The sequence below is a fragment of the Maridesulfovibrio sp. genome, assembly GCF_963677005.1.
Lineage (GTDB): Bacteria > Desulfobacterota > Desulfovibrionia > Desulfovibrionales > Desulfovibrionaceae > Maridesulfovibrio.
Map to the genome: position 1 here is coordinate 2,504,188 of NZ_OY781616.1, position 19,619 is coordinate 2,523,806.

17 protein-coding genes are annotated in these 19,619 nt (G+C 54.0%); 4 read left to right on the forward strand and 13 right to left on the reverse strand.

Features of this window, described 5'->3' with window-relative positions; translation table 11 throughout:
* Positions 1-12: 12 nt before the first annotated feature.
* From ACKU4E_RS11120 to fdhF, 4 genes are read right to left on the reverse strand one after another with little or no spacing between them, the layout of a single operon-like run.
* Positions 13-528, reverse strand: a complete 516-nt coding sequence (locus ACKU4E_RS11120; RefSeq protein ID WP_320171142.1) for a 4Fe-4S dicluster domain-containing protein — start codon at positions 526-528, stop codon at positions 13-15.
* Positions 525-1,919 carry a [Fe-Fe] hydrogenase large subunit C-terminal domain-containing protein gene (locus tag ACKU4E_RS11125; protein WP_320171143.1) on the reverse strand — a complete coding sequence of 465 codons (1,395 nt, stop codon included), beginning with the start codon at positions 1,917-1,919 and terminating at the stop codon, positions 525-527. The genes ACKU4E_RS11120 and ACKU4E_RS11125 overlap by 4 nt, the downstream gene beginning before the upstream one ends.
* Positions 1,916-2,509 (reverse strand): 4Fe-4S dicluster domain-containing protein, encoded by a 594-nt coding sequence (locus ACKU4E_RS11130; protein WP_320171144.1) that lies wholly within the window; start codon positions 2,507-2,509, stop codon positions 1,916-1,918. Before ACKU4E_RS11130 ends, ACKU4E_RS11125 begins: the two co-directional genes overlap by 4 nt.
* Positions 2,494-4,593: a formate dehydrogenase subunit alpha gene (gene fdhF, locus ACKU4E_RS11135; RefSeq protein WP_320171145.1), complete on the reverse strand. Its 2,100-nt coding sequence runs from the start codon at positions 4,591-4,593 to the stop codon at positions 2,494-2,496. Before fdhF ends, ACKU4E_RS11130 begins: the two co-directional genes overlap by 16 nt.
* Before the next feature lie 336 nt (positions 4,594-4,929).
* On the opposite strand from fdhF, the gene ACKU4E_RS11140 reads away from it, so the two are divergent.
* The 4 genes from ACKU4E_RS11140 to ACKU4E_RS11155 all read left to right on the forward strand — a co-directional run bounded on the left by ACKU4E_RS11140 (position 4,930) and on the right by ACKU4E_RS11155 (position 11,791).
* The gene (locus ACKU4E_RS11140) at positions 4,930-5,529 is read left to right on the forward strand and encodes a TIGR00730 family Rossman fold protein (protein WP_320171146.1); all 600 of its coding nucleotides are present in this window, start codon (positions 4,930-4,932) and stop codon (positions 5,527-5,529) included.
* A 280-nt stretch (positions 5,530-5,809) separates the two neighbouring features.
* Positions 5,810-7,012, forward strand: a complete 1,203-nt coding sequence (gene rocD, locus ACKU4E_RS11145) for an ornithine--oxo-acid transaminase (RefSeq protein WP_320171147.1) — start codon at positions 5,810-5,812, stop codon at positions 7,010-7,012.
* Positions 7,013-7,167: 155 nt separating this feature from the next.
* Positions 7,168-11,295 carry a two-component regulator propeller domain-containing protein gene (locus ACKU4E_RS11150; protein ID WP_320171148.1) on the forward strand — a complete coding sequence of 1,376 codons (4,128 nt, stop codon included), beginning with the start codon at positions 7,168-7,170 and terminating at the stop codon, positions 11,293-11,295.
* Entirely contained in the window at positions 11,288-11,791 is a 504-nt protein-coding gene (locus ACKU4E_RS11155; protein WP_320171149.1) for a DUF2269 family protein, read from the forward strand. The genes ACKU4E_RS11150 and ACKU4E_RS11155 overlap by 8 nt, the downstream gene beginning before the upstream one ends.
* 88 nt (positions 11,792-11,879) lie before the next feature.
* On the opposite strand, the gene ACKU4E_RS11160 is transcribed toward ACKU4E_RS11155, so the two are convergent.
* From ACKU4E_RS11160 to ACKU4E_RS11200, 9 genes are all read right to left on the reverse strand, one after another.
* Positions 11,880-12,338, reverse strand: a complete 459-nt coding sequence (locus ACKU4E_RS11160; protein ID WP_320171150.1) for a hypothetical protein — start codon at positions 12,336-12,338, stop codon at positions 11,880-11,882.
* Between the two features lie 16 nt (positions 12,339-12,354).
* A complete protein-coding gene (locus ACKU4E_RS11165) occupies positions 12,355-12,558 on the reverse strand; it encodes a hypothetical protein (protein WP_320171151.1) in 204 nt (67 codons plus the stop codon).
* Positions 12,559-12,569: 11 nt separating this feature from the next.
* The gene (locus tag ACKU4E_RS11170; protein WP_320171152.1) at positions 12,570-13,604 is read right to left on the reverse strand and encodes an FAD:protein FMN transferase; all 1,035 of its coding nucleotides are present in this window, start codon (positions 13,602-13,604) and stop codon (positions 12,570-12,572) included.
* A gap of 119 nt (positions 13,605-13,723) precedes the next feature.
* Positions 13,724-14,950, reverse strand: a complete 1,227-nt coding sequence (gene nqrF, locus ACKU4E_RS11175; RefSeq protein ID WP_320171153.1) for an NADH:ubiquinone reductase (Na(+)-transporting) subunit F — start codon at positions 14,948-14,950, stop codon at positions 13,724-13,726.
* Between the two features lie 60 nt (positions 14,951-15,010).
* Complete coding sequence (gene nqrE / locus ACKU4E_RS11180) at positions 15,011-15,619, reverse strand: NADH:ubiquinone reductase (Na(+)-transporting) subunit E (protein WP_320171154.1); 609 nt, start codon at positions 15,617-15,619, stop codon at positions 15,011-15,013.
* 11 nt (positions 15,620-15,630) lie between these two features.
* A complete protein-coding gene (locus ACKU4E_RS11185) occupies positions 15,631-16,254 on the reverse strand; it encodes an NADH:ubiquinone reductase (Na(+)-transporting) subunit D (RefSeq protein WP_320171155.1) in 624 nt (207 codons plus the stop codon).
* Complete coding sequence (locus ACKU4E_RS11190) at positions 16,247-17,026, reverse strand: Na(+)-translocating NADH-quinone reductase subunit C (protein ID WP_320171156.1); 780 nt, start codon at positions 17,024-17,026, stop codon at positions 16,247-16,249. The genes ACKU4E_RS11185 and ACKU4E_RS11190 overlap by 8 nt, the downstream gene beginning before the upstream one ends.
* The gene (locus ACKU4E_RS11195; RefSeq protein WP_320171157.1) at positions 17,019-18,218 is read right to left on the reverse strand and encodes an NADH:ubiquinone reductase (Na(+)-transporting) subunit B; all 1,200 of its coding nucleotides are present in this window, start codon (positions 18,216-18,218) and stop codon (positions 17,019-17,021) included. The genes ACKU4E_RS11190 and ACKU4E_RS11195 overlap by 8 nt, the downstream gene beginning before the upstream one ends.
* Positions 18,219-18,223: 5 nt before the next feature.
* Positions 18,224-19,567 (reverse strand): Na(+)-translocating NADH-quinone reductase subunit A, encoded by a 1,344-nt coding sequence (locus tag ACKU4E_RS11200; protein ID WP_320171158.1) that lies wholly within the window; start codon positions 19,565-19,567, stop codon positions 18,224-18,226.
* Positions 19,568-19,619: the final 52 nt, after the last annotated feature.

Consider the following 19,619-nt stretch of genomic DNA (forward strand, 5'->3'; position numbering starts at 1 on the left):
CTGAATATACCCCTAGTTGCCGTCAAAGGCCACCCGGACCGCACTTGCCTGCCGTTTTAAGCTGGAAAACCGCTGCAGCTTACTGTCTGAAAACACACGCAACGCATCTGCAGGGCAAACGGACACACAAGCCGGAGTGTCGCGATGTCCGGCACAAAGGTCACATTTGTGGGCCACAGGGACTTCAAGGAATCCGTCAATCATACCGACCTGCATGGCTCCGAAAGGACAGGCGGCCAGACAAGCCTTGCAGCCGATGCACCTTTCGGTAAGAACGACAACGGACCTCCCGTCAAACGTAATTGCCCCCGCAAGACAGGCGGACGCGCATGGCGCATCTTCACACTGGCGGCACTGGATCGGTGCGGTCACCCCGGATTCACGCACAACGGATATCCGCGGACTGAACGGCAGCCCCTCTTCCATGGCACCGGCCATGTCCAAAGCTGTATGGGCGTCCACGCAGGCTATTTCACAGGCCCGGCATCCGATGCAGCGGGAGGGATCGGCAAGGACAAAATCGTTCATGATCCGTGCCCCTCGGCATCCACCCCGTAATGAGTATGCAGAAGTTCATGCGAACGATGCCCAAGGGGTTTTCCAAGATATTTTTCATACAGGGCCGCAACACATTCGTTTTTGTGTGAAGCGCGCACCGGAAGTTCCCGGTCATGTTGGTGCAGACCGCTGCGGCGCATGGCAATCGCATCCGCCACGTTCACTCCGGGCAGAAGTTTGGGCTGCCCTCCTCCGGCCACACAACCGCCGGGACAGCACATGACTTCCATGAAATCGAAGTCGGCCTTTCCGGCACGCACAGCCTCAAGCAGCGGCGCCGCGTTGGCCAGCCCTGAAACAATTACCGCCGTAACTCTTTTGCCGGCCACTTCGATTGACGCCTTGCGGACGCCCGGACCTGCCGGAGAAAACACCACCCCGCTTTCACAGACGTCAGTGCCGGTTGTAACGGCGATGGCCGTGCGCAGCGCAGCTTCCATAACACCGCCGGATGCCCCGAAAATCACTCCGGCACCGGAATACAGCCCCATGGGTATATCAAAAGGTTCATCCGGCATTTCAGCCAGATTTATGCCGTTATCCTTCAGCATGGCTGCAAGCTCGGTAACGGTGAGCACGGCATCCACATCGGGCCTGCCGCTGGCCTGCATCTCCGGCCGGGCAGCCTCATGCTTCTTGGCGGTGCAGGGCATAACCGAAACGCTGGCGATTGCTTCCGGACCGACTCCGGCGATTTCAGCGCCGTAGGTCTTGAAGAGCGCTCCGGCCATCTGCTGCGGCGATTTGCAGCTGGAAAGGTGATCAGTCAGGTCAGGCCAAGCGGTTTCCATATAGCGGACCCAACCCGGACAGCAGGATGTGAACATGGGCAGCGGGCCGTCCGATTCCAGACGCGCAAGCAGTTCCGAAGATTCTTCCATGATGGTCACGTCCGCCGCGAAAACGGTGTCGTAGACAAAATCGAAGCCCAGACGACGCAGGGATGCGGCAAGCTGTCCCGGTGTCAGGGTTCCGGGAGCGAGTCCGTATTCCTCGGCTATGGAGGTGCGAACCGCCGGTGCGCACTGGACCATGGACTTCATGGACCGGTCGGCCAGCATGGATGCTACCCGCTTTGTGTCACTGCGAAAGTGGGCGGCGAAAAGCGGGGACTGATCATTCTCAGGAAGACCGCGCTCACGGCGCATGGCCGGAAGATCGTCCGCAGCATCATCAAAAGGGGTAACAAATGCCGAACAGGTCAGCACACACTGTCCGCACATTACACAGCGTGACGCATCAATGGTCTGCGGTTCACCTTCGGCACCGCCGATGGCGTCCACGGGGCAGACCTCGGAGCAACGCCGACAGCCGGTACAAATCACCGGGTCTATGGATACGACTTGAGAAAATGTTGTCATGAAAGCTCCTCAGCCGCTCTTGCCCCGGCACCGGCAAGGGCTAATGCAGCTTCAAGGTTGCGGCGTTTTTTTATTTTCAGCGGATCCACCAGAGTCAGCGCATCCCTGGGGCAGGCTTCCACACAGGCAGGACCGCGGTCACGGTCATGGCACAGGTCGCACTTGCTGGCCAGCAGAGCCGGTTCAACGTGATAGGCATCGGGTTCAAGAGGGTCCGGCACGCGGCGCAGAACAGGACTGCCGTTTTTCCAGATCTGGGCCATTTCCATGGCTCCGAAGGGACATGCGGCAAGGCAGGTCTTACATCCTACGCAGAGGTCTTCGCGGACCTGCACACCTGAATCGGTGCGATAAATGGCCGAATTGGGACACACGGCCGCGCAGGGAGCATCCTCGCAATGACGGCAGCCGACCGGCACACAGACTTCAGCGGTCCGTACAAGATAAAGACGCGGAGACAGGGCGCCGTTAAGGCTGCCCACGGAAACTCCGCCCTGCAGATGGGCAGCAGCACAGGCCAGTTCACAGGCCCGGCAGCCGATGCATCTGGATGCGGTCGCCATAATAAAAGGGGTCAGACGCTTAGACATGAAAGTTCTTCCTTTGTGGATACGGTCGCTGCTGTTTCGGCAGGTTCCCTGAATTTACGGATGGAAACGGCGCAGACTTTGAGCTGCGGCGTGCCGGTAACCGGATCGGCCTCCGAGGTGGTGAGCATGTTCCCGGGACTTTCGGAAAAGTGAAAGGTCATAAAGACCAGCCCCTTGCGCACACGCCGTGTAACCCATGCACGCGCCCGCACGGTTCCCCTGCGGGAACTTATTTCAATGAGATCACCATCGGCAACGCCATACGTGGCAGCGTCATCCGGATGGATTTCAACCAGTTCCTCCGGCCAGGTTCCGGACAATCCGAAACAGCGCCGGGTCATGGTCGCAGTGTGATAATGAGCCACCACTCTGCCGGTGGTCAGGGTCAACGGATATTCGGCGTCCGGCAGTTCCGCCGGTTCCCGGTGGGTCAGGGGGACAAAACGTCCGGGACCGCGCATGCAGCTCCCGACATGGAGAATGGGTGTTCCCGGATGCGATTCATCCGGGCAGGGCCACTGGATGCCCCCGGACTCAAGACGTTCATAGCTGATTCCGGCGTGTGTGGGAGTTACCCGGCGCATTTCGTCAAACACATCACAGGCTGTTGCATAACGTTCAGGTCGGCCGAGGAGCTTAAGCAGTCCGGCCAATATTTCCCAGTCCGGACGGCTTTCCCCGACAGGCTGAACTGCCCGGCGGATACGTTGAACACGGCGTTCCGTGCTGGTGAAGGTCCCGTCCTTTTCGGCGAAACTGGCACCGGGCAGGACAACGTCCGCCAATGCGGCTGTTTCGGTCAGGAAAATATCCTGCACAACCAGAAAATCAACATGGTGCAGACAATGCTCCACGTGAGTGATGTCCGGATCGCTGCGCATGGGATTTTCACCGAAAACAAACAGGCCCTTAAGCCGATCATCTTCAATCGCGTTCAGCATTTTGGGAATAGTCAGCCCCGGATCGGACGGCAGCTTTACGCCCCAGACGGACTCGAATGCTGACCGGACTGAATCGTCCCCTACCGGACGATAGCCGGTCAGCACGTTGGGTAGAGCGCCCATATCGCAGGCGCCCTGCACATTGTTCTGGCCGCGCAGCGGGTTCACCCCGGTTTTGGGACGGCCGAGATTTCCTGTGAGCAAAGCGAGATTGGATACGGCAAGAACATTGTTGGTCCCTGTCGTATGCTGGGTTACGCCCATGGTATAATAGAAGGAGGCGTTTGCCGATCCGGCAATAAGCCGGGCGGCCTTGCGGATATCATCAGCAGGCACCTCGGCGATGGCAGAGACGCTTTCGGGATCGAACGATTGCAGTCCCTGCCTGAAGGCTTCGAAATCTTCGGTGGATGCAGCAATCTTTTCCACATCCGCAAGCCCTTCATCCAGAATCACGCGGGCAATGGAAGACAGGAGCGGCGTGTCGGTTCCCGGACGCAGCCGAAGCCAGACATCAGCCTTGCGCGCGAGGTCTATCTCTCTGGGGTCCACGACAATCAGAGCGGCCCCCCTGCGCCTTGCCTCCAGCATGCCCAGCCCGATAATCGGATGGCATTCAGTGGTGTTGGTACCGATTGCGCAGACGCAGTCGCCCCTTCCCATATCCCACAGCTCACGAATGGAATTGGTCATGGAGCCGCTGCCAAGCGATGTGGCCAGTCCGGCCACGGTTGGAGCGTGTCAGAGACGGGCGCAGTGGTCTATATTATTGCTTCCGAGCCCGGCACGGAAAAGTTTCTGGAAAAGATAGTTCTCTTCATTGGAGCACCGGGCACTGCTGAATCCGCCCACTGCCTGCGGTCCGTATTCGGCCACGATCCGGCCAAGCTTCCTAGCGACCAGATCAAGGGCCTCGTCCCACGAAGCAGGGACCAGTTCTCCGTTTTTGCGGATAAGAGGAGAGGTAAGGCGGTCCCGGTGGTGGACAAAATCAAAACCGAAACGTCCCTTGGAGCACAATGCCCCCTGATTGACGGACGGTTCCGGTCCGGGCTGAACACTCACGATGCGCCCGTTTTCGACTTCCAATGATAGGGAACACCCGGCACCGCAATATGGACATGTTGTAGTCGTTCTTAACATGCGGCTCAATTAGCATAAGGCATGCCACAAACCAAGCAGAGGCACAAAAAACCCAACATCCTGTAAACATGGTGTTTTATAAAAAAGTCTTTGTAACGGAAAAGCAGCGCAGTGCAATTGCACGGTTTTATTGCATGCAATAAAACTGCATTGCGTGCAATAGACAAAATCTGGTGGACCGACACATGATTTCCTGTTGTCCTCTTCAATCTATGTCATTAGGCGAGCACCGGAGGAAGAATACAGTATTTGCAGAGCAAGTCACTCTGGCCTATAATTCTGACCGCGAACAAGGAAAACAATGACAACTCTATACTCCAGACAGGAGATAAACTTATGAAAAGCATATGTATTTTTCTGGGCGCCAACCCCGGAAACGACCCTAAATACGCGCAGGCCGCCCGCAACATGGGCCGGGAACTGGCCAGCCGCAAGATAAGAACCGTATACGGCGGTTCAAATATGGGACTTATGGGCATTCTGGCTCAAAGCGCACTTGAAGCCGGTGGGGAAGTAGTAGGCGTAATCCCGGAAAGCCTGGCCAAAAAAGTGGTCGCCCATAACGGATTGACCGACCTCCACGTCACCGACTCCATGCACGAAAGAAAAGCCCTCATGGCCGAACTTTCAGACGGGTTCATCGCCCTGCCCGGCGGAATTGGCACCATGGATGAGATTTTCGAAATCTTTACCTGGGCCCAGTTGGGATTTCACACCAAACCGTGCGGACTGCTTAATCTTGACGGCTACTACGACAAGCTGATCGACTTTCTCGGCGGAGTTGTGAACGAAGGATTCCTGCGTACTGCACACAAGGAAATGCTCATCACCGGAACTTCTCCGGCCCAGATACTTGATGCCTTCGGCAATTACGAAGCTCCGGTACTGAGCAAGTGGACCGAAAAGGACATGGCTCAGCCGTTGAAACGTCAATAGAGAACCGCAAAAGACAGAAAAGAACAAATGAACTGTCGGACCTGACGAGAACAGGAGCCGAAACGGTCTGTATCTTAATCCCTTTCCACTCTGCAGGAGAGGGATTTTTTTATGCGCAAAAAACTTTTGCAACACATATCAGGGAAAAATAAAATCATAAAATTTGCCAAATCAAGGACTAAAAAATATATTTTTCGAAAAATACAATGTTGTGCTGGCCTAAACATCTCTATCTTAGTAAATAAGAGATTAAATAAGTATGCCGAGGAGGCTGTTGACAATGCTGCAGAGCGATTATGTAGAGCTTGAAGACAGATACGGAGCGAACAACTACAACCCGCTGGATGTCGTAATCACGCAAGGTAAAGGCGTCTGGGTCCGGGATGTTGACGGCAACAGATATATGGACTGTCTGTCCGCATATTCAGCTGTAAATCAGGGACACTGTCATCCGCGCATACGAAAGGCCCTTGTGGAGCAGGCTTCCAGGCTGACTCTTACATCACGGGCTTTCCGCAACGACCAGCTAGGTCTCTTCTACAGGGAACTCTGCGATCTCACCAACTCCCACAGGGTGCTGCCCATGAACAGCGGCGCAGAAGCGGTGGAGACCGCAATAAAAGCCGTGCGCAAATGGGGCTACATGGTCAAGGGAGTTCCTGAAGATCAGGCTGAAATAATTGTCTGTTCCGACAATTTCCACGGACGCACAATCACCATAGTGGGGTTTTCCACCGATCCGGTAGCCCGCAGGGGATTCGGACCGTTCACCCCCGGATTCAGGGTCATACCTTTCGGGGACGCTGAAGCCCTCAGAAAAGCAATCACTCCCCGCACTGTAGCCTTTCTTGTCGAGCCCATTCAGGGTGAGGCAGGCGTCATAATTCCCCCTTCCGGCTACCTGAAACAGGTCAGGGAAATATGTTCCTCAGCCAACGTGACACTTATTCTGGACGAAATACAGACAGGTCTCGGACGAACCGGAAAACTCCTTGCAGAAGAACATGAAGGAATAGAATCAGACCTGACTCTTGTCGGTAAAGCTCTTTCCGGAGGGTTCTATCCGGTTTCCGCAGTGCTCTCCAACAACGAAGTGCTTGAAGTGCTCCGTCCCGGAGAACACGGCTCCACCTTCGGCGGAAACCCGCTGGCCTGTGCTGTGGCACGGGAAGCGCTGAAAGTACTTGTAGAGGAAGATATGATCGGCAACGCCGCCGCCATGGGGAAAAGGTTCATGGCCGGACTCAGGAAAATTAGAAATCCGTCAATTAAGGAAGTCCGTGGTAAAGGGCTGCTCATGGCAGTTGAATTCACTGATATTCCCGGCGGGGCAAGACCTTTTTGCGAAAAACTCAAGGCGAACGGACTGCTCTGCAAGGAAACCCATAACAACATCATACGGTTTGCACCTCCTCTTGTAATAACGGAGGATGAAGTGGACTGGGCACTGGACAGAATATCTTATACATTATCCAGCAAATAACGTAATAATAAAGGACTAAAAGGAAAATTTAATTTACATGAAGCACAGTTAACTTTCCATTGGGCTGCAATACCACTGGTGTGGATACGGCAGACAATCTCCAGCCCGACACTTCCGTGTGTTTCATTTAACCGCATCCGGAGACTGATACAACCATGCAGGGCAGAATACGTCTTACAAGATTCATCAGCGCGCTCGTTCTTGCCTTTATTGTGACAGCAGCACAAAATGCACAGGCATTTCAGCAGGATCTCAGATTCCGACGTTTTTCCCTGAACGACGGGCTGTCGCAATCATCTGTCTTATGCATGCTTCAGGACTCGAAAGGGTTCATGTGGTTCGGGACCTATGACGGTTTGAACCGGTATGACGGCCTGAATATCAAAATTTACTCCAATACCAAGTCTCCCGGATCGCTGACAGACTCCAACATCTGCGCACTGTATGAAGACAGCGCCGGCATGCTCTGGGTCGGCACCAAAAGCGGAGGTCTTAACTACTACAACCGCAAAAACGACACCTTCGAGCATTTTCTTCCGGAACCGGACAACCCGGAATCCATTTCCGGCAAAAACGTAAGCTGCATATACGAGGACTCCAAAGGCAGACTCTGGGTAGGGACATACAACGGGCTCAACCGCTATGACCGGGCGAGCGGTAAATTCAAGCGCTTCCAGCACACAGACAACCCCGGAAGCATAAGCGGCAACGAAGTCAAATGCGTTTTCGAGGACCTGCAGGGTACCATCTGGGTGGGAACTGCAAGCGGACTCAACATGCTCCACGAACTGGAAGGCACATTCGATAGATATCAGCCCGACCGTACAGGCAAAAATTCAATCTGCGACAACGCGGTCCTGTGTTTTTACCAGAAAAACCCAGGAAGTTTGTGGATCGGGACCAAAAACGGCATTTCCATTTTCAATACGCACACCGGTAAATTCACAAATTTTTTCCGCTCTCTTGAAATCAACGACATATATGAAGACAACGCCGGCAACCTCTGGCTAGGAACACTGGAGGGACTGGGCAAACGCTATCCGGAAACGGCTGAACTCAAACCGGAAGAGATGCGCTTCGCCTTTTTCAAGAACAACCAGCTTGATCCGCAGAGCCTCGGTGACAACAAGGTTACCTCAATTCTTGAAGACCAGTCCGGAGTCCTGTGGGTCGGCACCTACGCAGACGGATTGAGCATACTCACTCCCAAAATGCAGTCATTCGGACTTATAAACCGCCAGCCATGGAAGGAAAACACCATTCCGGGACGGCAGGTCAGCGCCGTGCTGGAAGACAGACAGGGACTCGTCTGGATAGGGACATATAAAAAAGGGATAAGTGTCTACAATCCTTCCGATGGAACTTTCACGAATTACAGCAGCAGATCTCCCGCGCCCTGGGATCTGAGCGGAGACCGGATAAACTGCATCTTTCAGGACTCGTCCGGGCTGATATGGGTGGGGACCCGCAAAAAGGGTGTTTTTGTCATAGACAAGCAAAAAGGTGTTGTCGCCCGTTACCGCAGAAGCCTGAAAGATAAGAATTCCCTGAGCCAGGACAATGTATGGTGGATATACGAAGGCAGCATGGGCTATATCTGGGTAGGGACGAGCAAACAGGGATTGAACAGGCTTGACAGAAAGACCGGACTGTTCCGCCGTTACAAGCCGATACCCGGAAATCCCAGAAGCCTCGGACACAAGAGAGTCCGCAACATTTTTGAAGACAGCAGGCATAACCTCTGGATATGCACGAACGCCGGACTGGACCTGATGGACAGGAAGAGCGGCACTTTCAAGCACTATTCCCATGACCAGAATAACCCTGAGTCCATTTCCAACAACAGGGTCACGCCTATTGCGGAAGCCGCGGACGGTTCTCTCTGGGTCGGCACAGACAAGGGACTGAACCGATTCGATCCGGTTTCGGGAATTTTTACCCGCATCACTGAAAAAAACGGGTTGGCCAATGACGGTATTCAGGGGCTGTGTATAGACAGCGAGGGCAAAATCTGGGTTTCCACATTCAAGGGTATTTCCGCACTTGATCCGGCCACAGGTAAAATTTGCAACTTCAGCCTTTCAGACGGGCTGCAGGGAATTGAATTCTGGATAAATTCCTACAACAGGGGGCAAAGCGGCAGGATCTATTTCGGAGGTCTCAAAGGAATGAACATGTTCAACCCGAGAGACATCCGCACAAACCCCACCCCCCCGCCGGTTGTGATAACCGGCCTGAATATTATGAACACGCCGGCCTATCTGGGAACAAACATTTCCGAGACAAAGGAAATAACCCTGTCCTGGAAAGACCCTATGTTCACATTTTTCTTTGCCGCTCTGGACTACCAGAACCCCAGACTCAACAAGTACAGATACAAGCTTGAAGGCTTTCATAACAGCTGGATTGACGCATCTTCCGCCGGAACGGCAACCTTCACCAACTTCGACCATGGAGATTACGTTTTCCATGTAATAGCGTCCAACAGCGACGGGGTCTGGAACGAAACAGGAACCAGCCTGAAAATTCATATTATCCCGCCTTTCTGGAAGACCTGGTGGTTTGCAACACTCGCGCTTCTCGGCCTCATCCTGCTCCTGATGCTGGCTGTGCATATACGCATACGGTCCATCCGCAAAAAAGGAGAGGAACTCAGTCGACTTGTTGAGGAAAAAACCGCCGACCTCAATGAAGAAATCAGCAATCACATGAAGACAGAGGAGCAGTTGGAGCAGGCCATCATCCAGGCCAAAGAGGCAAATGAGGCCAAAAGTTCATTTCTGGCCAGCATGAGCCACGAGATACGCACTCCCCTTAACTCGATAATCGGCATAGCCGACCTGCTCAAACATACGGACATGTCCGAAGAACAGGCCGAGTACGTCAGCATTTTCGAATCATCCGGCGAAATACTGCTTGCGATCATCAACGATATTCTGGACTTCTCTAAAATTGAAGCAAACCATGTGACCCTGGAACACATCTCCATGGACCTGCTGCAGGAAGTTGAATCGATAGTCGGCCTGCAGAATACGGCGGCCACGACCCGGGGAATAGACCTTGTCTGCCGGTTCAAGCCGGATGTACCGGAATTCGTTATCGGAGATCCCACGAGACTGCGCCAGATACTGCTGAATATTTTCTCAAACGCGGTGAAGTTCACCTCCTGCGGTCAGGTAAGCATTACGGTCGAGCGCAATTTTGCACACGGTCCCGATGACATCACGTTTGTTATCTCCGATACAGGCGTAGGTATAGTGCAGGATAAAATGGAAGCCATATTCGCCCCGTTCTCACAGGGAGACAGTTCGACAACACGTAAATTCGGCGGTTCCGGGCTGGGGCTCTCCATAAGCAAAAAACTGGCTGAACTCATGGGCGGAAGCATTACGGCATCCAGCACTCCCGGGGAAGGAAGCACTTTTTCAGTGACCCTGCCGCTGCCCCGCGCCGGTATGACCTCCCCGCAGGTTGTTCGGGATCTGAATGGTGCCGAAGTTGTAGTAGCAGCCGTCAATAAAGACATCACGGCCTCACTGTGCGAAACAGTAAACAGCTTCAACGGCAATGCCACCCCATGCACCAATACCGAATCTCTCCGGGCTCTGCTCGCTCAGACCGGAGACAGAAAATGCGACCTGCTTATCTGCGACCTCGCCTTCGACGGAAGATCGGTTCTGGACACCTTGAAAATGCTGAGCAGTACAGGAGTAACACTTCCTCCGGTTCTCATGCTTCAAAAAGGGGCCAGCTTTGACCGTTCCAATCTGGAAAAAGGAATCTACGGAATGGGACTCACCCTGCCTCCGCCACGCAGACTGCTGCTGAGTACGGCGGCAAAACTGCTTGAAATCGACAGCGGAAAAGAAAGTGGTCGCGCAGGGACTGAACTCCCGAAGCTTCCGGAACTGAAAATCCTGCTGGCGGAAGACAATCTCTCCAACAGGGAACTCATAAGGCACTTCCTCAAACACTGCCCCACCACCCTGATCATGGCCTCAAATGGTGAGGAAGCACTCAAACTGGCGCAAAATGAAAAATTCGATATAATACTTCTGGATATGGAAATGCCGCTCATGGATGGTTATGAATTCATGCGCAGATTCCGTAGCCCCGGACATGGCCCGCAGGCTGGAATAATCGCGCTTACGGCACATGCCTCCGCAGACTTCAGGCAGAAATGCATTGATGCCGGGGCCGATGAATTTCTTTCCAAACCGATTAAACAAAAAATCTTACTGCAGGCCATACTGGACCTGCATAACAGGCTGAGCAATGCGTAAACTCACTCCCGTAGAGGCCAAATGGAATAAAACATTTCACATGCTCAGCGCCTGCCTTTGGGGAGGCGGTGCGTTCGCCATGGTGCTTCTGCACAGCATGTTTTCCCCGGTTTCGGGCGAAGCACTATACGGCAGGGATATCTGCTTAAAAATTATTGATCAGTATGTGGTAACCGCCGGTGCATTCGGCTGCCTCATCAGCGGTCTAATCTATGCGTTGATGAGCAATTGGGGCTTTTTCAAGTTCAAGTGGCTGATTATAAAATGGGCGGTCAACATCGGATTCATCGTTTTCGGATTCATTTTCTACATGCCCTGGCTGGACCATATGAGCAGACTTTCCGGAAATGCAAAGGAAATGGTTCTCCAAACCCCGGAATACCTGCGCAGCCAGACTTTGAACGAAATAACCTCCTTTGCGGTTTTCGGCTGTCTGGTCATGCTGGTCTGGCTCTCGGTTTTCAAACCATGGGGCAGGACATCCCCCGGAAAATAAATATGTATTTGATTGAAAAGACAAGGCTCCATGCCTGCCGTGAAAGACGGGCAAGGAGCCTTGTCAGACTGTAATAAGGTTTAATTGACTACAAGGTTTCAATCTTCAAAGCGTTTTTGGCCAATTTAATCTTTTCGCGCTTTTCCATATCAAGCAGCCCCTGAAAGACTTCGCTGACATCATCAGGGATATCATTCTGCAGCATGGCTTCGTAGGTTTCCAGCAGACATTTATCCAGATCAACGGCCACCTGTACGACCTGCTGGGCGGTCATGTCCGGACCGAGGTCGGCACTGAAAAATGGACTCAGGTCACACTCCTTGTTCACGTACATGAACCAGGTTGTCAGTACTTTTTCCGACAGTCCGGATTCATATTCGTCCATGATACCGGCCAGATTTTCATGGTGCCGGCTCATGTAATCCAGAAGAAGCTTTACCCTCTCCTTTTCGACCTTGTCGGACAGTTCCTTATAAAAAGAGCCCAGCCTCTTGTGAAAGGCCTTGGTCTGTTCAATAACATCCTTGGCGGTCTGAACTGTTGTCATATGGGTTCTCCTGCTTTTACATCAACGGCTTCAGAGTGTTTGAATTTTCGGCACATTTCTTTTCAATATCGTACCTGCCGCATTTGCATCCCGAACCGTCTGCCGACTGGATAGTGCCGTGGCAGGAGCCACGGATGCAACCGCGCTTGAACATAACTCCTATTGCCAGAGCCGCGAAAGCGGCAACAAAAATACCTGCTGTCAGCAAAAGTGTTTCCATGGGATATATCCTCAATTCAAAGTTTCATGTTTAGGGAAATTGCCTGTCGCGGTCTCCGCAAAACCGTCTGCTGTTTTTGCTATGAAAAACACGGACAGATTGTATTTGCGGGCCACAGCAGCGCCCTTTTCCGGTCCTAGGACCGTAAGTCCGGTAGCCAGTGCATCGGCACGGGAACAGGTGGCGTCAATAACGCTGACCGACACGAGCTTGTGGGTTATGGGCCGTCCAGTGGTCGGATCTATTATGTGTGAATAGCGTTTGCCACCCACCTCAAAATAGTTCCGATAATCTCCGGACGTGGCCATCGCCTTGTCCGTCAGACTTATTACGGCCTGAACGGAACGTTCCATGCTCACCGGTTTTTCCACGGCAATACGCCACGGCACATTCCCCGGCTTTGTTCCGCGGGTTCGTATTTCACCGCCGATCTCGACCATAAACCCGGATACCCCCCGGCTTTCCAGCCAGTTACTGACGGCATCCACACAATACCCCTTGGCTATGGCGGCAAGGTCAAGGGTCAACCCCGGCTTCAATTTCTTAATGGCCGGAGGATCAAGCCGCACTTCAACCAAGTTGGAACCGACATCGGCCGAGGCTTGCTTGATTTCAGCCTCGCTCGGCACAATCTCGGGACGCTTGTCCGGTCCGAATCCCCACAGATTGACAAGAGGAGCCACTGTAATGTCGAAAGCCCCGCCGGTCATACGGTTGACTTCCTTGGCGGTCGACACCACCTCAGCCAGTTCCCTGGAAACCGGGAACCAGTCCGTCTCATTGCAGGCATTGAACCGGGACAGTTCGGAATCGGGTTTAAAAAGGGACATGGCCGAATTAACACCGGCCACCACCTGCTTTACACCCCGATCCAGACTTTCGGAGGTGAGGTTCTCCGGAAGCCCGTATACAAGAATGGAGTAGGTTGTCCCGATGGCCCTTCCCTGAAGACGTACCGGTCCCTGCTCGCTGCCGCATCCGCCTAAAAAGACGGACAGGACCAGCAGCACGGCTACTTTTACTGACAAACCCGGAAACAACTTCATGGGTAAATTCCTTATTTTTTAAACCGCCGGACACGGTCCGGGCCGATTTTCTTCCCTTTATCCCGACCGACCGGGCAGATTCCGGCCGGTCGGGATATTTAATTCATGCACCCCGGAGGCTAGCCTCCGAAGTTATCGTACATTATGTTTTCTTTCTCCACGCCCTGCGAGATAAGCATATTCTCAACAGCGGAAGCCATCATCGGCGGCCCGCACATGTAGAATTCGCAATCTTCGGGGGCTGGGTGCTGCTTGATGTAGTTGTCATAAAGAACCTGATGGATGAAGCCGGTGTATCCGGTCCAGTTGTCCTCAGGCTGCGGATCGGACAGGGCTACATGCCAGGTGAAGTTCGGGCATTCTTCGGCCAGCTTGTCGAATTCATCCACGTAGAACATCTCGCGCAGGCTGCGGGCACCGTACCAGTAGCTGATCTTACGCGTGCTGGCGAGCCGCTTGAGCTGATCGAAGATGTGCGAACGCATGGGAGCCATACCCGCACCGCCGCCTATGAAGATCATCTCGGCATCCGTATCACGGGCGAAGAATTCACCGTAAGGTCCGGAAATGGTGACCTTGTCACCCGGTTTCAGACTGTAGATGAATGAAGACATCTGCCCCGGAGGCGCATCCGGCGCAAACGGAGGCGGCGGACACACGCGGACGTTGAGCATTATGATGCCTTTTTCACCGGGATAGTTGGCCATGGAGTAAGCACGTACAATGGGTTCCTTGACCACTGAAGTGTATCTCCACAGGTCGAACTTGTCCCAGTCTCCCTTGAACTTGTCGCCCACTTCAAAATCCTTGTAGTGGACGGTATGGGCCGGGGCTTCAATCTGGATGTAACCGCCGGCGCGGAAGTCGACGTTTTCGCCTTCAGGAAGCTGCAGAGTGAGTTCCTTGATAAAGGTCGCACGGGGAATATTGGATTTGACCGTACACTCCCACTTCTTGATATCGAAGATTTCCGGCGGAACCTCGATCTTCATATCCTGTTTTACGCTTACCTGGCAGGCAAGACGGACTCCCTCGCGGGCTTCACGTTTGCTGACATGCGAGGTCTCGGTAGGCAGGATGTCACCGCCTCCTTCAAAAACCTTGCACTTGCACTGGCCGCAGGACCCACCCCCGCCACAGGCGGAAGGCACGTATATTTCCTTTTCGGCCAGAGCACCCAGCAGTTTGGCTCCCGGTCTGACTTCAATGGTCTTTTCCGGGTCGCCGTTGATTTCAATGTTCACCTCTCCGCTCGGGACAAGTTTTGCCCGGGCCAGCAGGATGAACACGCACAGCGCAAGAACTACGCCGGTAAACATCACGACACCGAGTATTATTTCAACCATGGTTTTTCCCCACAGTTTGACGGTTCTTGTAAACAGGGACGCCCGAAGCGCCCGAAGCACCTACATCTGAATACCGGAAAACGACAGGAAGCCGAATGACATAAGGCCGACCACGATGAACGTGATGCCGAGTCCCTTGAGTCCTTCCGGTACGTCAGAGTACTTCATCTTTTCGCGGATACCGGCCAGTACAACGATGGCCAGTGCCCAGCCCACGCCCGAACCGAACCCGAAGGTAAGCGATTCCGCAAAGTTGTAATCACGTTCCACCATGAAGAGGGATGCTCCGAGAATGGCGCAGTTAACCGTGATCAGGGGCAGAAAGATGCCCAGGGCGTTGTAGAGCGAAGGTACATATTTATCGAGAGCCATTTCCAGAATCTGAACAATTGCCGCAATAACTCCGATATAGGAGATGAGGCCGACAAATGTCAGGTCGGTGTTGTCAAATCCGGCCCAGGACAGAGCTCCCTCCCGCAGGAAGTAGTTGTAGAGCAGGTTGTTGACCGGAACCGTGATGGTCATGACCACGACAACGGCCACACCAAGACCCAGAGCGGTGGCAACTTTCTTGGATACTGCAAGGTAGGTGCACATACCCAGGAAGAAAGCCAGGGCCATGTTCTCGATAAAGATCGATTTGACGAATATATTAATAAGGTGTTCCACGGCTCACTCCTTTAGCGCTTGCTGCTGTTCTTGCGCTTTTCATACTCGTTCACCGACCAGATAAGCAGGCCGATGATGAAGAAAGCGCTGGGAGGCAGAAGCATAAGCCCGTTGGGCTCGTACCAGCCGCCGGCGGAAGACAGTTTGAAAACGGTCAGTCCGAAGATCTTGCCGGAGCCGAAAAGCTCACGCAGGAAGGCGACCGTGATCAGAACCAGGCCGTAGCCCAAACCGTTCCCGATACCGTCGGCAAGGCTGAGCCGGGGCTCATTCTGCATGGCAAAAGCTTCAGCACGCCCCATGACGATGCAGTTGGTGATGATGAGTCCGACGAAAACGGACAGCTGCTTGCTGATTCCATAAGCAAACGCCTTCAGGAACTGGTCGACGATAATGACCAGCGTCGCGATGATGGTCATCATGACGATGATTCGGATGCTTGAAGGAATATGCTTGCGGATTGCACTGACCGATACGTTGGATGCCGCGGTGACGAAAGTAACCGCCAGTCCCATAACAAAAGCCGTTTCCAGCTTGGTGGTGACAGCCAGAGCCGAGCAGATTCCGAGAATCTGGACGGCAATGGGGTTGTCTTCCAGAAGCGGTTTGAGAAGAACTTCCCTGAATTTAGCCATTCTGACCTCCTCCCTCAGCGGCGAGGCGCTTGAGATAGGGCTCAAAGCCGCCCTGTCCGAGCCAGTACTGAACCAGCTTGGCAACACCGCGAGATGTCAGCGTTGCGCCGGCCAGTCCGTCCACCTTGTATTCGGCCTTGGGATCATCGGAGCCGACATTGCCCTTGATGACGTCTATGACCGGTTCGCCATTGTCATCGTAGACTTTCTTGCCCACCCAGAGGATCTTCCAGTTGGGGTTGTCCACTTCGCCGCCCAGGCCCGGAGTTTCGGCATGTTCATAAAAACCGAAGTTCTTGACCGTATTGAAGTCCGGAGCGAGCGCGATGAATCCGTACATGGTGGACCAAAGCCCTTTTCCGTGGATAGGCAGAACAATGCGCTTCAACTCGTCGCCGTCCTTCAGCAGGTACACGTTGGCGAATTTCGCACGGCGTCCGATGCCTGCAAGGTCTTTACCGGAAGGTATGGCGATACTGGATTCGGAATCCTTCGCCGCCTTGCGCTGGTCATAGGCAACTGGATCCATGTCCACATATTCACCGGTGGAAAGGTCCACAACCTTGGGTTCAATCTGTTTGTAGAGTTCGTCTACAGGCACATCGTCTTTATATATGCCTGCGGCCTTGAGAATGTTTTCCTTGCGTTCCAGGACCTTGTTCTTTTCCTGGATGGATTTGAGCCCGACCGCCGCCGTGGAAACCAGCAGCGAACAGACCAGGCACAGGGAAAACGCCACAACAAAAACTTTTTTCGTGGAATCGTTAGACACTGCGCACCATCCTTCGCTTGATATTGGCCCTCATGACAAAGTAGTCGATGATCGGGGCAAACACGTTACCGAAGAGAATCGCCAGCATGACGCCCTCTGGATAGGCCGGGTTGACCGTTCGTATCAGGATGATCATGATCCCGATGAGCGCCCCGTAATAGAACTGTCCTTTAGGTGTCATTGACGAGGAAACAGGGTCCGTGGCCATGTAGACCATACCGAAGGCCAGTCCGCCCATGACCAGATGCCACAGGGGGCTCACGGTCATCATAGGGTTGGTGGCGCTTCCTACGGCGTTGAATACAACAGCCATGGTGAACGCACCGGCGAGAATGGATACCATGATACGCCACGAGGCGATTCCGGTAATGATCAGGACCACCCCGCCGATAAGGCAGGCCAGGGTTGAAGTTTCACCGAGTGAACCGGGAATGGTGCCGATGAAGCAGTCCCACCACGAATACTTGGCCATGACAGCGTTGATGCCGCCACCGGAAGCCAGGGCCAGCGGGGTTGCACCGGAATATCCGTCCACAGCCACCCACACGCCGTTACCGGAAATCTGTCCGGGATAGGCGAAGAAGAGGAAAGCGCGGGCAAGCAGTGCCGGGTTGAGAATGTTTTTACCTGTTCCGCCGAAGATCTCCTTGCCGATGACCACACCGAAACTGGTGGCCAGAGCCACCTGCCACAGGGGGATATGCGGCGGGACGATAAGCGGGATCAGCGATCCGGTTACCAGAAAGCCTTCGTTGATTTCATGTTTGCGCACAACGGCGAACAAAGTTTCCCAGAATCCGCCCGCGATGTTGCAGACGATGTAGATGGGAAAGAAGTAAAGAGCGCCGAGAATCACATTCGCACCGAAACTTTCCGGATTGGCTGCGAGTCCGAACATGCCCATCACACTCCAGCGCCAGCCTGTTCCGGCCTGCAGGCCCATGGCGGCCAAAGCCGAGTTGGCCTGGTATCCGGTGTTCCACATAGCCATGTAGAAACAGGGGATAAGGGCGAAGACAACCGTGATCATGACCCTCTTGAGGTCAATGGCATCTCGGGCATGGGGCGCTCCCGAACTGGTCTCCGTGGGGGAGAACAGAAAGGTGTCCACCATCTCGTAGACCGGATAGTATTTTTTATACTTTCCATCTCCGGTGACGGCACTGTGTAGTTTTTTAAGCAGAGTTCCCATAGATCCTATCCTTCCTTCTCGATAAGAGTGAGGACTTCGCGCAGCATGAGCCCGAAATCGTTCTTGCCGCAGTCCACAAAGGACAGCAGGGCGACGTCTTCCTCATCGAGTTCCAGGCAGCCGAGCGCCTGGGCTTCATCCGTGTCCATTACGGCCAGCGCACGCACGAGATACGTCGGCAGGATGTCCAGCGGCATGACCTCGTCAAACGCTCCGGTCGGGAAGATGGCACGATGGCTGCCGCCCAGAAGAGTGTTCAGCGCAAAACGGCGGCCCTTGTTGCGGAACGCAGACAGGAACACGGACTTTGACGAGAACTTGTTTCCGCCCGGAGCCATCCAGCCCATGAACTCGCTTTTGCCGCCTTCGGCAATGGCTGTGATCTGGGAATGGAACCGGCCGAGAAAGGCCAGACAATCGTCGGCCTTGAAACCGGAAAGTATTGATCCGGAAATTACCCGGACATCACCGTTAAGCAGTTCTCCGAAAAGAATGTCGCCGATATTCGCGCCCAGACGGGTCTTGATTATGCGCGGATTGGCGACCATCGGACCGGCCAGGGAGATATATCTTTCCGTAGCCAGTCTGCCCGTGGTGAAAAGCTTGCCGATGGCGATAACGTCCTGGCAGTTCAGATGCCAGACCGTCTTGTTCGGCCCTACGGGATCTATGAAGTGGATGTGGGTACCGGCCAGACCTGCAGGATGCGGCCCGGAAAAAATCCGGAGCTTCACGTCCTGAATGAGCGGCAGGGTGACTCCGTCTGCTGCGCAGACGTTCACGTCGCCGTCGGTGAGCCGGGTAAGAATTTTCAGGCCGTCCAGCCATGCATCGGAATCCTTCCAGATTATGGGGACGGGGTTTGCGGCCAGCGGATTGGTATCCATGGCCGTTACAAAAATGGAATGCGGAACTGATCCGGGAACCGGGGTCTTGCTCATCGGGCGCGTGCGGAATGCCGTCCACATGCCCGAGGCTACCAGGTTGTCTGCAACGGTCTGGCGGTCCAGCCCGGACAGTTTTTCCGATTCATATACCGGAAATTCAACCGCTCCGGCAGATTCGTCCAATTCGATGACCACGGACTGCAACGCCCTGCAATCACCTCGATTGATGGCAACGACCCTGCCCGCTCCCGGTGCCGTAAAAACGACGCCTTCGGTCTTCTTGTCCATAAAGACCGGCTGGCCGAGCTTAACCGTATCCCCCTCGGAAACAACCATGCTGGGCTTCATGCCGACATAGTCACTGCCAAGGACCGCTACGGTACGCGGAGGATTTCCCTCGAAGAAATCCGGCGCAGGCTCGCCCGAGATAGGAATATCGAGTCCTTTCTTGAGTTTTATCATGGAAAACACACCTTGTCCCTAAAGGTTACAACGGACTTTAATTCGGGTGCAA